This window comes from Brumimicrobium aurantiacum (assembly GCF_003402975.1).
Classification (GTDB): Bacteria; Bacteroidota; Bacteroidia; order Flavobacteriales_D; family Crocinitomicaceae; genus Brumimicrobium; species Brumimicrobium aurantiacum.
Genome location: NZ_QURB01000009.1, coordinates 30,635 through 44,861, shown reverse-complemented (window position 1 = coordinate 44,861; position 14,227 = coordinate 30,635). Strand labels below are relative to the sequence as shown.

At 32.8% G+C, this 14,227-nt stretch carries 11 protein-coding genes; 7 read left to right on the top strand and 4 right to left on the bottom strand.

Features of this window, described 5'->3' with window-relative positions:
* Positions 1–20: 20 nt before the first annotated feature.
* The 5 genes from DXU93_RS13025 (at position 21) to DXU93_RS13005 (ending at position 5,840) form a co-directional block, all read left to right on the top strand.
* On the top strand, positions 21–1,535 hold the full coding sequence (locus DXU93_RS13025) for a hypothetical protein (protein WP_116881739.1): 1,515 nt from the start codon (positions 21–23) through the stop codon (positions 1,533–1,535).
* Entirely contained in the window at positions 1,522–2,271 is a 750-nt protein-coding gene (locus DXU93_RS13020) for a putative signal transducing protein (protein WP_116881738.1), read from the top strand. Before DXU93_RS13025 ends, DXU93_RS13020 begins: the two co-directional genes overlap by 14 nt.
* A 124-nt stretch (positions 2,272–2,395) precedes the next feature.
* Entirely contained in the window at positions 2,396–3,037 is a 642-nt protein-coding gene (locus DXU93_RS13015) for an ATP-binding cassette domain-containing protein (RefSeq protein ID WP_116881737.1), read from the top strand.
* A 3-nt stretch (positions 3,038–3,040) separates the two neighbouring features.
* Positions 3,041–4,216, top strand: a complete 1,176-nt coding sequence (locus tag DXU93_RS13010; protein WP_116881736.1) for an FtsX-like permease family protein — start codon at positions 3,041–3,043, stop codon at positions 4,214–4,216.
* A 100-nt stretch (positions 4,217–4,316) separates the two neighbouring features.
* Positions 4,317–5,840: a thioredoxin-like domain-containing protein gene (locus DXU93_RS13005; protein ID WP_116881735.1), complete on the top strand. Its 1,524-nt coding sequence runs from the start codon at positions 4,317–4,319 to the stop codon at positions 5,838–5,840.
* A gap of 76 nt (positions 5,841–5,916) precedes the next feature.
* Here the strand turns inward: DXU93_RS13005 and DXU93_RS13000 are convergent, their stop codons facing one another.
* The 3 genes from DXU93_RS13000 to DXU93_RS12990 are packed head-to-tail and all read right to left on the bottom strand — an operon-like array spanning position 5,917 to position 7,977.
* On the bottom strand, positions 5,917–6,108 hold the full coding sequence (locus DXU93_RS13000) for a membrane or secreted protein (protein ID WP_116881734.1): 192 nt from the start codon (positions 6,106–6,108) through the stop codon (positions 5,917–5,919).
* Positions 6,109–6,151: 43 nt separating this feature from the next.
* Entirely contained in the window at positions 6,152–6,895 is a 744-nt protein-coding gene (locus tag DXU93_RS12995; RefSeq protein ID WP_116881733.1) for a GIN domain-containing protein, read from the bottom strand.
* Complete coding sequence (locus tag DXU93_RS12990; RefSeq protein ID WP_116881732.1) at positions 6,892–7,977, bottom strand: acyloxyacyl hydrolase; 1,086 nt, start codon at positions 7,975–7,977, stop codon at positions 6,892–6,894. Before DXU93_RS12990 ends, DXU93_RS12995 begins: the two co-directional genes overlap by 4 nt.
* Before the next feature lie 200 nt (positions 7,978–8,177).
* On the opposite strand from DXU93_RS12990, the gene mazG reads away from it, so the two are divergent.
* Both mazG and DXU93_RS12980 read left to right on the top strand, forming a co-directional pair.
* Positions 8,178–8,945 carry a nucleoside triphosphate pyrophosphohydrolase gene (gene mazG / locus DXU93_RS12985; RefSeq protein WP_205679272.1) on the top strand — a complete coding sequence of 256 codons (768 nt, stop codon included), beginning with the start codon at positions 8,178–8,180 and terminating at the stop codon, positions 8,943–8,945.
* A gap of 152 nt (positions 8,946–9,097) precedes the next feature.
* A complete protein-coding gene (locus DXU93_RS12980; protein WP_165851413.1) occupies positions 9,098–11,452 on the top strand; it encodes a TonB-dependent receptor in 2,355 nt (784 codons plus the stop codon).
* Between the two features lie 83 nt (positions 11,453–11,535).
* Here the strand turns inward: DXU93_RS12980 and lon are convergent, their stop codons facing one another.
* Positions 11,536–13,983: an endopeptidase La gene (lon, locus tag DXU93_RS12975; RefSeq protein WP_116881865.1), complete on the bottom strand. Its 2,448-nt coding sequence runs from the start codon at positions 13,981–13,983 to the stop codon at positions 11,536–11,538.
* Positions 13,984–14,227 lie beyond the last annotated feature (244 nt).

Genomic DNA, 14,227 nt, shown 5'->3' with positions numbered 1-14,227 from the left:
TCCATTTACAAATCAATATTATGCACAAAACGGCTTTAATCATTGCACTACTCTCGCTTTTGAGTGCTTTTTTCTTCAATGAAGTCAATATCTCTTATTTAAAAAAAGACGGTGTTCCACTGAGAGCGAACCAAACTGTGATTACAGCTGATGATGTTAGTTACCTAAGACCTGCCCAAAACTATCTAGAAACTGGTGAATTGAGAAATAATATGATAGGCAATGGAGCTTACTTTTTACGTCCACCAGGTTACTCTACATTTTACATTTGCTTAGGTAGTTTCCTCGGTCATCAACAAACCTTAATGACTTTAAAATATGTACAATTAATTTTATTTGGTCTTTCTGTGTATTGCTTATTTTTTATTGCCTTTGGATTTATAAAAGCTAAAAATATATCAATTCTTATTACCTCTATCTATGGTATTTCTGGAATAGCCTTCAACTTTATTTTCTACACGTTAACAGAAGCTGTTACACCCGCCCTGGTAATTTTCTTTGTCTACTTTTTGATTCAAGCCAAATCGGAGAAGCAGCAAAAAAAGAAATTGATTAATTATTACACAAGTGCTTTAATATTTTGTTTTCTATTTATCACGCGGCCTGTATTAGGAATCTTAGGTTTAGCTTTTCCATTTTTTATTTTTGCTGATTTCTGGAAAGTTCGTCAACAATTCATATTACACCTTTTTCTAATCGGAATAGTTGCTTCAAGTGGTATGATCCTTTGGCAAGTGAGAAATTATAACATCTCCAACACAATTGTAGGATTAAATCCAATTTATTATCCAGAGAATAATCAATCTAGTTTTAGACCAACTCACGAAGCTCTATGGGATTTATGCAAAGGATGGGGTGAGATTGGTGCAAACTTCCATTCTTATGTTGGACCTTTTTGGAGTTCAGCCATCAATGGGAAAACCGACAAAGAGGAAATTGAAAAAATAATTCAGCACATTCCTTTAGAAGTTGTCCAAGCCCTAGGTAGAGATAAATTTGAAAAAATGTTCAAAAGCTATCAGCAATCTATACTTTATCAAAAAGAGTTTAAAGAAAGAAAGTTAGCCATGCCAAAAGAAATTCCAGCAATAGAACAACAAACCATTCATCAAATTGAAGCTCTAACAGAAGAATTCAAACACGAGTTTTGGTTTCAATATTATATTTCTAGTCCACTAAAGGTTTTCAAGGAACTGGCTTTCCATTCAAATTTATCACTCTATATTTTTCAGAAAACTTTCCGAGGAAACTTCTTTATGGAGGCCTTAAGAATATTTACATTTAGTATACATGTTTTTGCTTTTATCGTCCTTTTCATTAGTCCATTTTATAAAAAAGAATGGGTTTTAAAATCTATTTTTTCCTTTGCTCCTTTACTCTATGTTTTGTTTTTAATCTTTGTACAAAGAGGCATTGAAGAGCGATATTCATTACCTATCCTTCCATTAGTTTTAGTTAGTTTCGGATATCTCCTTATGCTGCTAAATACGTTTATCAAACAAAAACTTAAAACACAACAAAATGCAATCACATAAACGCATTACAATTCTTACTTTCGATTACCCTCATGATGCGATATTTGCTAAAAGCAGATTAGAATCTGAAGGAATTGAAGTGTATTTAAAAGACGAGCACACCGTTCAAGCAAATCCTTTATACTCTGGTGCAATCGGTGGAGTTAAGTTACAAGTCTTTGAAAGTGATTTAGAAAACGCTAGGAAAATTTTAAACATGTCAGAAGAACTTCCTGATATTGAAGAAGGCACACCACCATCAAATTTTCTCCTCAAAATAAATGAAAAAACGACCGCTATTCCTTTTATTGGACATTTAAGGTTTGAATTGCGCATCATGATCATCATTGCGATAGTTGTTGGCTTACTCGCTACTTTAGTTCATTTCACCACCAAACCTTCTATATCAGAAAGACTTATCAATGCAAAATGGTGTGTCGAAAAGCTAGTTTACGATGCAAAAGATTTTACTCCAAAAACGATAGACAATTCTATTATTAAATATGTATATGAAGGAAAATGTGATGAAATCATTGAGTTTAATTCCTCAAACTATATTTTTCTACCAGGCTTTAATACTACTGCCGCAAAAGGTGAATACTACATTTTTGGTGATTCAATTGAAATCCTATCTACCAACAAATTCGAATATGTGTATGATGGATATTATGAATATGAACTTGACGGCAATTATTTAACTTTATACGCTGAAACCACAACAATTTATTGTAGAAAAGAACGAAACCCTTATTTTTAAAATTAAGAATATCACTTGGAGGGGAGGTTCATATTAAAATGGAACAAAAATTGCTTTATGAATTTTTATCTTAACCCATAAGAATATTTGAAAAAGTTCAATTTCAGGATAAATAAAAGTAGACATGAACATACATTTTAAAAACGTAATTCCAAACCCACTTCGTAATATCACTCATCATGAGCAAAGTATTTGGAACAACTCTTTTTCACTTCAAAAAGGTCAGAAAGTAATGTTAAATGCTACAAGTGGAAAAGGGAAAACTACTTTCACCCACACTCTTTCTGGGCTTCGAAAAGATTATAGTGGGAAGATATTATTTGATGAACAAGACCTCCAAGATTTTTCAGCTGAAGATTGGGCCGAATTAAGAAAAAACAAACTCAGTTTTGTATTTCAGGACCTGCAATTGTTCCCAAATTTAACCGTTCAAGAGAACTTACAAATCAAAAATGACTTGACAAAAAGCTTTACAGAAGATGAGTTGAAACAAATGTTGGAGAAATTAGAAATTGAAGATAAATGGTCAAACCAATGTGGATTATTATCTATGGGACAGCAACAAAGAGTTGCTATAATTCGTGCCTTATCACAACCTTATGAATGGCTTTTAATGGACGAACCATTTAGTCACCTTGATGAAAACAACACACAATTGGCCCTCTCATTAATCCACAAACGCACAGCTGAACAAGGTGCTGGATTTATTCTTACAAGCTTAGGAGATGATCACCAATTTACTTTTGACAAAGTATTAAATCTTTAAAAAATGCTCAAAAAAATACTTTTCAATGCTCAAAATAAGTCACAACTCATCATTGCGATGATAGGTGCATTTCTTGGTTTTACTTTTTTAGTGACTTCCATTCACTATCTTATTCGCGTTAATGAATTCGGTGAAGGAGAAGAGATATTAGGGAGTAACACCATGATTATTCAAAAAAAGGTAACGAACCTCAACACATTAAAACTCGCCTCATTAGATTTTTCAGCAAAAGATATTGATCATCTAAAAAAACAAGAATTTACTAAAAGTTTAGATCCTATCATCAGTAATAATTTTGATGTTACTTTACAAACAGACAGTGAACTGGTGCCTTATATGCGAACAGATGTTTTTGTTCAATCAATAAAAGGTGAATTTACAAAAATAGATTCTGATAAATGGAAATGGAAGCCAGGAGATCAGTTTGTACCTATTATTTTGCCAAGAGAATTTTTAGTGATGCTAAATACCTTTGCTACTGCGAAAGGAATTCCACCGGTTTCAGATGATTTAGCCAAATCTGTAAATTTCAAATTCACATTAAGTGCTAAGGGTAAGAAAGAAAAAGTTGATGTAAGAATTGTTGGATTTACAAATGAAGTTTCTGCGATATTAGTTCCTTCATCATTTATGGAATATGGAAATACAAATTATGCGAAAAACAAAGCTGCAGAAATCACACAACTCATGATAACCGTCAAAGAAGGATTGTTTGGCGAATATGAAAACTATATTAAACGACATTCTATTGAGTCAAAAGCAAATTCAATGGTTGTTGGAAAACTCAAAAGTGTTGCAGGTACATTATTCTCCATTCTAATTGCAATCAGTGTCATTACTGTTTTTCTGGCAGGTCTTGTTTTGCTTCAATATGCCCAACTACTCATTTCTAAAAACGAATATGAAATAAAAACATTATTGCATTTAGGCTATTCTCCAAGAAGAATAATACGTAGCATTTTATTCTACTTTATTAAAGTATTTGCTCTCATTTCGGCAGCAAGTTTATTAACCTTTTCATTAATCAAATTACTTATTGACCAAATGCTTATGACAGGTGGAATTCAAATCGATTCTGAGTATACATTGTTAAGCTTTTTAGCTGTATTTATCGCTTTTGGAGTCTATACAATAGTAAACTATTTCAATGCGAAACGGGGAGTTTTAAAGACATTATAAGTTCTTTCGTTAAAATACTGTTAAAAGGAAACACCAAATAAAATCTAACGCGTCTATTCTAACAAATACAAATTATATTTAGCATAAAACCAACAATAATATGAAAATACTCAGCTCAATACTGCTCATTGCATTTCTAGGAATCAATAGCTTTGCTCAAGACTTAACATTTAAGGTTACAGGGGTTCAAGATACCACTGTTCACCTTGTAAAATATGTAGGAAGTAAGTTATATTATGCAGATACTGCTCGTTTGGTGAATAGCAAAGTAACTTTCGATGGAAGTAAACAAGAACCTGGAATTTTAGCATTGTTAATGCCTGGACAACGATATTTTGAATTTGTCTACAACAATGAAAAAGTTCACTTAGAGACAAAATCACCAAATTATATCGAAAATATGGTGGTGAAGAAGTCGAAAGAGAATGAAATATTCCTTGATTACATGAATTTCATGAAAGATAACCGAGGTGAGGCAAAAAAGATTCAAGATAAACTAAACGCGATTGAAGATGATCAAGACAAAAAAGAGAAGTTAAAAAAGGAACTTACTGAAATTAATGAAAAGGTCATTGAGGAGCAAAGAAAATTTGTATCAGATCATCCCAATACTTTAGTCGCAAAAATCATTAAGATGTCAACTGATGTTCAAATTCCAGAGGCACCAAAAGACGAAGAAGGGAATCCAATTGACAAATCATTTGCTTATAAATATTTTAGAGATCACTATTTTGACAACATAGATTTGCAAGATGATCGTTTAGTCAACACTCCTGTTATCCAAAACAAATTAGAGTATTTTTACTCAAATAAAATGCTAACACAACATCCTGATTCCATCATTAAATATGTATTTCCAATTATAGATCAACTTGATGATAAATCTATGATGTATAGATTTTTTGTGAGTAATGTAACAACTCATTTTGAAAAATCTAAATTCATGGGAATGGATAAGGTTAAAACACGAATGATTCACAGATATTATTGTGCGCCAGACGATGAAGGGAAACCGAAGGCTCATTGGATGGATGAATCAAAACTTGAGGAGTTATGTGAAAACACCGCAATTAAAATGCATCTTGTGCATGGAGAGGTACCTCCAAATTTAATTTTACCTGATTCAACAAACAACAAGTGGTATAATCTACACGAAATAGAAGCTGATTACATCATACTGTACTTTTGGGACCCAGGTTGTGGACATTGTAAAAAGGTAACACCAAAGCTTCAAACCTTGTATGAAAAGAAATTCAAAGACAGAAATATTGAAATATTTTCAGTTGGAAAAGCTACTGGTGATGATTTTGAAGACTGGAAGAAGTTTATCAGAGAGAAGAACTTAACCTTCATTAATGTTGGTGTTACTAAAGCTATATATGAACAAGCTCAAGCCAATCCTAGATCTTTAATTCCTTCTAAGACAACCTTAAAATCATTGAATTATCAAGAAACATATGACATCTATTCTACGCCACGTGTATGGATTTTAAATAAGAATAAAGAAATCATTGGTAAGTCTTTGACTATTCCTCAAATTGAAATGATGTTGGATGATTTACAAGGTTTTAAAGATGAAGAGAAACTCTTTAAACTAGATGAAAACACTGAGACTATCAAATAGTTTTCTTAAAAGTAAAGCACAAAAAAATAGAGACACACAAAAGTGCGTCTCTATTTTTTTTTGATTTTTTAAATCCTTACTTGTTATTTTTACATTGCTCTTCTGGAGTGGCTCCACACATTCCACATGCAGCACCTTCTTCTTGTAAAACAGGATTGTTACTTGCGCATGTACCCGCAAATTCACCATCTTTTTTGGCCCAAATTTTAATGGCTATTCCTCCAAAAGCCAATGCCAATAATACGATTGCTATAATAATTAAATCCATTATTCTGTGTTCTAAAATTCAATGCAAAATTACAACAATTGTATCAATTATTCAAATTAATCAACTCTCCTGATCCATCCCCATTTAAAGTTATTGAAACTGGATTTCCAACATACTCAACATTTCCACTGTTTTCTATTGTTGTATATAGCTTTGTTTGGTCAGCATTGATTAACATTTTTCCTACGGTATAGGATTTTATATAGAGTTCTGAACTCACTGAAAAATCTCTTGTATCGCAATAGCTATTCCCTTTACAATGGAAATGTCCATAAATTGTTCTTCCTTTTATCGTAAAATCTGCATGACTTTGTGTTGCTGTTACACTTGTATATCCATTAACCAAAGTTAAATCCATGCTGCCTGCGCCTTCAAAAATGTCAATTCGCAATTCCGAAGATCGCAAAGTGTCTTGACTTACGACCTCTTTACTCCCCTGATAATGGATATAAGTAATCGTGTCGATATAAACTTTAGCTGAAATTTGTTGATCATAAGACCTTAAAAATTTACACTTATTTTCATTCGAAATGGTTAATTTTCCATTGCCAAATTCCACATTTACAAAATTCAAGAGATTTTCACCACCGGTTAAAACTATCTTATTTTCATTACTTCCTATCAAAGTGTAGGAAATATCATCTTGGAGATACAAAGTGTCTATATCATTTGAAACATAATGTGTGAGTTCACTTTCCTCTCCTGCAAATTTAAAACATGACCTATCTTCCGCTTTTTTACAGGAAAAGAGAAAACACAAAAAAAGAATATATATGACAATTTTCATTTCCACTTATAAATTACTCCATATTCAAAATAATCAGCCTTTGCCCAATGAGATTTGATGGCAAAATGTGCTAAAAAATGATCTGATATCTGATATCGTATACCAAGTTTATGAAACCAAATTCCTGCTGGATCTATAGGATTTAATACATAGCTCCCCATTGCAATCAACATTTTAAAATCATGAATTGGTAAGACGTAACCACCATAAAGCCCCAATTGAAAATTATATTTCGACCCATAATCTAACTTACTATAAGGTACAATTGAGGAGTTGTAAATTGTTTCGAAGGCAGCTTCAACAATTGCTTTTGTATTGAATCTATACTGTAAAAAATTTGTAAAGGCAGCAACTCCATACCTTTTCCCACCTGTTGGATAAATCTCTTTCAAAGAACCCGTAAATTGAGTGTAAAAGGCCCAAGTTTTCAAAGGGAAAATAATCTCATCTTCAATCTTCGCCTTACTTTCAAAATTGACTGGCTGAAGAAAATGACTGTAATTAAAACTCAAATATGGCATATTCAGGCCAAGATTGGGGAGTTTAAAAGCTCCATTAGATAAATGAGTCATACTCAACTCAAATCCTAAAGCGTTTTGTTGAAACTGTTTTTCTAAACGTAATCCTAAATTAACTAAGCAATTAAGGTGTGAACCTATCACATTGTTTTTCTTATTCGTAACAACATCATAAGTTTTTGAAACCCAACCCAAGCCAAAACCCAACGCACTTCCAACCCTCCAATTTGTACTTTTATGAAAAGGTAAAAACACATTTGTTGATACACCAAAACTATTTCCTAATACTTCCTTATTTCCTAAATCAAGAAAAAACACATTAATTTCGGCTTTAGGGAAATTAAAGTTTTGTTGCCATACTTTTGAACCATCAGATTGAAAAACGACCCCCAAACGCCCTCCGTAAGAATGTCCAGTATTGAGATGAGCCATTGTTGAACGATGTGGCATTAAATATCCTATTTGTCCTGTGCCGGTTAATCCAAAATTCTTGTACTGCGCAAGCGAAGGAACTTGAAAAAGTCCTAGAATACAAACTAATAATTGCAATACTTTAAACTTCATTAATTGGGAATGGATTCGTTAATCTGCTTAAATTAAAAACAATAAAAATACTATTAAGGCAAATTCAAAAATAGAGAAAATAAACCCAAACATAAGCTAATTGTAAAAAAAAGCTGATTTAATAAAACAGATCTAGAAATGAACATTTCAATTTAATGGAGGATTGAGAAAACCTTTTAATTTTGCTAAAAACGATAAAAATGGACAAAAGACTAGTTGCATTTGAACGCTTACTAAATATAATGGACGATTTGAGGGAAAAATGTCCTTGGGATAGAAAACAAACCCTTGAATCTTTAAGACACCTTACCATAGAGGAAACCTATGAACTTGCAGATGCAATCATGGATAATGACCTTGATGAATTGAAAGGGGAAATCGGTGATATTATGCTTCACATGGTATTTTATAGTAAGATTGCGAGTGAGCAAAAAGCTTTTGACATTACCGATGTCTTAAATGCAATTTGTGATAAATTAGTACACAGACACCCGCACATATACGGAGATGTTGTTGCTGAAGATGAAGCCACTGTGAAAGCAAATTGGGAAAAGCTCAAACTTAAGGAAGGAAAAAAATCAGTTTTACAAGGTGTACCAAGGTCATTACCATCATTAGTAAAAGCCGCAAGAATACAAGAAAAAGTAAAGGGAATAGGCTTTGATTGGGATGATTCAAAACAAGTATTAGCTAAGGTTCATGAAGAGCTAGGAGAATTAGAAAAAGAAGTAGAAAATGATACAGATCAAATTGAACAAGAATTTGGTGATGTACTTTTTTCAATGATCAATTATGCGCGTTTTATTGGGGTAAATCCAGAAACAGCTCTTGAACGAACCAATAAAAAGTTCATAAAAAGATTTCAATTTATGGAAAAAGAGATCAATGAAAAGGACAAAAAATTTGAAGACATGAACCTAGAGGAAATGGATGTCTATTGGGAAAAAGCTAAAAAATCAGTGGGTTAAACCTCTTTTTCCAAATCCATTTTAATCAAAAAATAACGAGTGATTAAAATTACATTAAAATAAATAGTCACTACTTTTTAAAATAATTGAGTTAAATAAGCTTAAAAAAATTCTTATCTATGCATAAATATCAAACTCAAAAAACAAATATTTTGAAGAATCTACTTTTTATGTTTTCATTTCTTCTTTCAGCAAGTGCCGTTTTTGCACAAACTGAATTTACAGTAAGGGGATTTGTTTATAATGCAGACAATGGTGAAGCCGCTGGTTTTGTAAAGGTTATCGCTAAACAAATTGATGAAAATTCAAGTGACAAACTCTTAGGAGCAACAACAGATATCGATGGATATTTCCAGTTTTCTTCTTTAAAAAGAGGAAGTTATGCAATTGAAGTGAGAAGTACTGAACATCAAAGAATTTATGATACAATTCAAATTGGTGACAAAAACATTACAACCTTGAGGTATGAGCTTACAAAAAGCGATGAAGTTAAAGAAATGGAAGAGGTTGCTATTTTTGGACAAGATCAATCAAAAAGAAACAATGTAGAAATGTCTGTAAACAAACTTGACCAGGAAGGTTTAGAGCGTTTACCTAGTTTTGGAGCTGAAAATGATATTATAGCTGCATTCTCTGTAACTCCAGGTGTTGTAAGCACAGGTGATCAAGGTGGACAACTCTATGTACGTGGAGGTACACCAATCCAAAATAAAATTACACTGGACGGAATGACCATATATAATCCATTTCACTCTATCGGGTTCTTCTCTGTTTTCGAAACAGAATTAATTAAAAGTGCGGATATTTATACAGGTGGATTCTCCTCTGAATATGGAGGACGAATTTCTTCAGTGATGGACATTACCTATAGAGATGGTGACTTGAATAAACATGGAGGATTAGTTTCTGTATCTCCTTTTTTAGGAAAGGCTGTTCTGGAAGGACCTGTTTTCAAAAACAAAGATGCTAAAGGAAGTGGAGGATCTTATATTTTCTCGGCAAAACACTCATTACTTGATTATACTTCAGAGTCTGTTTATCCATTCGTTAATGAAGGTCAAGGAATGCCTTATACATTTACTGATATTTATGGTAAATTTACTATTAAAAGCCCGGAAGGAAGTAAATTTTCAGCATTTGGATTCAGCAATAATGATGCAGTAAGATATGATAACATTGCAAACTTAAATTGGAAATCATACGGAGGTGGAATCAATTTTACTTTAGTACCTAGTTCCAACCCTGTAATTATTAAGGGGCATTTGAATGCTTCAAACTACGATATTTTCTTCCAAGAAGAAAGTGGGTCTAAACCAAGAACAAGTGGAATCACTGGTTTTGATGTTGGATTTGACTTTTTATACTTCTTAAAAAACCAATCACAAATTACTTACGGTTTCAACATTGGAGGATTCGCAACTTCTTTCACTACTTTTAATGAAGTAAATAGAGAAATCAATTTAGATAATTACAACACTGAATTAAGTGGTTATATCAACTATCGTTTAGTTAAAGGACGTTGGGTATTCAATCCTGGATTTAGAGTTCAAGCCTACCCTTCTATTCCTGCTGTTATTCCTGAGCCTCGTTTGGGAATCAAAGTTAACGCAACTGAGAATTTAAGATTCAAAATGTCTGGAGGTTATTACTCTCAGAACTTTACCTCAGTTGCTTCAGACAAAGATATCGTAACATTGTTTTACGGTTTTGTTGCTGCACCAACTGATGTTCAATCTACTTTTACTAAAGCAAATGGAGAAGAAACTGAACCAGATAATGGTTTACAAACTTCATGGCATGGGATTATCGGTACAGAATATGACTTTACTAAAAACTTCAGTTTAAATGTGGAAGGATATTATAAATACTATCCAAAATTGAGTAATATCAATGTAAACAAATTATACGATGACACCCAAGAATTCAGTGACATAGCCGATATATATAAGAAAGATTTCTTAATTGAATCTGGTGTTGCTTATGGTGTTGATGTATTGTTAGAATACAGTAAGAAAAGATTATTCTTATGGGGTGTATATTCTTTAGGTAAATCTGAACGTTGGGATGGTTTTGATTATTATACTCCATCTTTTGACCGTAGACATAACATCAATTTGGTTGCAACTTATGCTTTCTTAAAAGATAAAAGTTTAGAAGTAAGTTTAAGATGGAACTTTGGATCTGGACTGCCATTTACACCAACTTCTGGATATTATCAAGGAGAAGACTTCGTTGAAGGTGTAACTACAGATTACACCACTTCAAATCCATCTGAATTAAGTTTATTACTTGGAGACATGAATGCTGCACGTCTTCCAACATACCATAGATTTGATATTACAATTAAAAAGAAATTTGCCTTTAAAAACAAGACAGTTATGGAGCTTAAAGGTGGTGTAACTAATATTTATGATAGAGACAATATTTTCTACGTAAATCGTGTTACAAACGATAAAATCTACCAACTACCATTCTTACCAAGTATTGGTTTGAGTTACGATTTCTAACTCATTTGTTTAAAATTATACGTAACAAAAAAGAGGCAATCATTGATGATTGCCTCTTTTTTGTTATAATTTATTTGATTGTCTTACTGAACAGTCAAAGCATCTTTCACTTTTTGATTGGATAATGCGATATCAAGCACCTCTCTCATATTACTCACAAAATGGAAACTTAGGCCTTTAAGATACTCTTCATTAATTTCATCAATATCTTGTTTGTTCTTCTCACATAAGATCAATTCTTTAATATCTGCTCTCTTTGCAGCTAAAATCTTCTCTTTAATCCCTCCAACAGGCAAGACATCACCTCTTAAAGTAATCTCTCCAGTCATGGCGATGTTTTTCTTTACTTTACGCTGTGTAAATAGAGAAGCCAATGAAGTCAACATTGTAATACCAGCAGAAGGTCCATCTTTAGGAGTTGCTCCTTCAGGAACGTGCATATGAACATCATACTTATTGAAAACATTTGCATCTAAATCGAGCCAATCATGGTGTGCTTTTAAGAACTGTAAGGCAATTGTTGCCGATTCTTTCATCACATCTCCAAGATTTCCTGTTAAAGTCAATTTACCTTTTCCTTTTGCCATAGATGATTCAATGAAAAGAATATCGCCTCCCATTGATGTCCAAGCTAGACCTGTTACAACACCAGCAACATTGTTGTTTGCATATTTTGTTTTAGGTCTACCAGGCCCCATAATATCCACTAAATCTTTAGCGGCGATGGATTTCTTAAACTCCTCCTCCATTGCAATTTGTCTCGCACGATTTCTAACCAGTTTTGCAACTGCTTTGTCTAATCCACGAACTCCAGACTCATGTGTATACTCTTCAATTAGCTTTTCTAATGTCGCTTTTCCAATTGAAATATCTGACTTTTTAATACCATGTTCAGCAATCTGATTTGGAACTAAATGCCTTTTAGCAATTTCAATTTTCTCCTCAACGGTATAACCAGAAACTTCAATTAACTCCATACGGTCACGTAAAGGACCTTGGATTGTAGATAAGTCATTAGCTGTTGCAATAAACAAAACTTTAGATAAGTCATATTCCGTTTCAATATAATTATCATAAAACTCATCATTTTGTTCAGGATCTAAAACTTCAAGCATAGCACTTGATGGATCTCCATGATTTGAACGAGAAATTTTATCAATTTCGTCAAGTACAAAAACAGGATTAGATTTTCCAGCCTTCTTTAGGTTTTGCATGACACGTCCTGGCATCGCTCCGATGTAAGTTTTTCTGTGTCCACGTATTTCACTTTCATCATGAATTCCTCCTAACGACATTCTCACATACTTTCTTCCTAAAGCCTCAGCAATTGACTTACCTAATGAAGTTTTACCAACACCAGGAGGTCCATAAAAACAAAGAATTGGAGACTTCATGTCTTTCTTCAGTTTTAAAACGGCCAAGTATTCAAGGATTCTTTTCTTTACTTTCTCCAATCCATAATGGTCACGTTCTAAAATCTTCTTAGCTCTATTTAAATCTAAATTATCTTTTGTATAGTCATCCCAAGGTAAATCAAGTAACAAATCCAAATAGTTCAGCTGAACAGTATATTCAGCACCTTGCGGATTCATTCTTTGAAGTCTATTCAACTCTTTATGGAATATTTCATCAACTTTTGTGGTCCATTGCTTTTTCTTGGCACGTTCACGCATTTTCTCCACATCTTGCTCCTGTGGATTCCCACCTAATTCTTCTTGAATCGTTTTGATTTGTTGATTTAAAAAATATTCACGTTGCTGTTTATCTAAATCAACCTTAACGCGTGTTTGAATTTCATTACGCATCTCTAATTGCTGAGCCTCTAAGGTTAAATGCTCAAGAACAGACATTGCACGCTTCTTCAGATTCATTTCTTCCAACATCTTTTGCTTTGTAGCAACATCAGCATTCATATTCGCTGAAATAAAGTTGGTAAGAAAACTAGGACTATCAATATTTTTAATTGCAAACTGTGCCTCAGACGGAATATTAGGTGATTCTTTAATAATCTTTAAAGACAATTCTTTCATCGACTGAATAATAGCCGTAAATTCCTTATTTTCCTTAGGTGTTTTCGACTCCTCCAAAAGTTCTATCTTTCCTCTTAAGAAAGGTTTTTCTTGAGAAATCTCCTCTAATTTAAACCTTCTTTTTCCTTGGATTATTACTGTAGAGGATCCATCAGGCATTTTCAACAATCTTAAAATTGTTGCCACTGTACCAATCTCATGTAAATCATCCTTTAAGGGATTCTCAACTTCTGCGTTTTTTTGAGAAACAACACCTACAACTTTATCACTATTATTGGCATGTTTAATTAAATCAATAGATTTATCTCGTCCTACAGTAATTGGAATTACAACACCTGGAAATAAAACGTTATTTCTCAAAGGTAAAATTGGAATATCTTCAGGGAACTTTGCATTTTGCATATCATCTTCCTCTTCCTGTGTAATTAATGGAATAAATTCGGCATCAGAATCATCTGGTGATCCTACTCCTAAAATGCCTTTATCAAAAATGTCATTCATATCTTGTGTGCGCTTTTGCGTCAATCTGTCAGTTAATACTTCTATTTAAGTTAAGAAAATAAATTCTATCTCTATAACTATTTGGGGTTTCTATTTGTTCAATTGCTATGCCATAATAAAAAACTGTCATGGATGACAGTTTTTTACAGGGAGAGTGTGAGTTTTGAGTAAAGAGGTTATTATAGCTTCGCGTTTAACTGATGCGTTTTTCTATTCAAAGCCTCTATTTTTAAAACTTAAAATT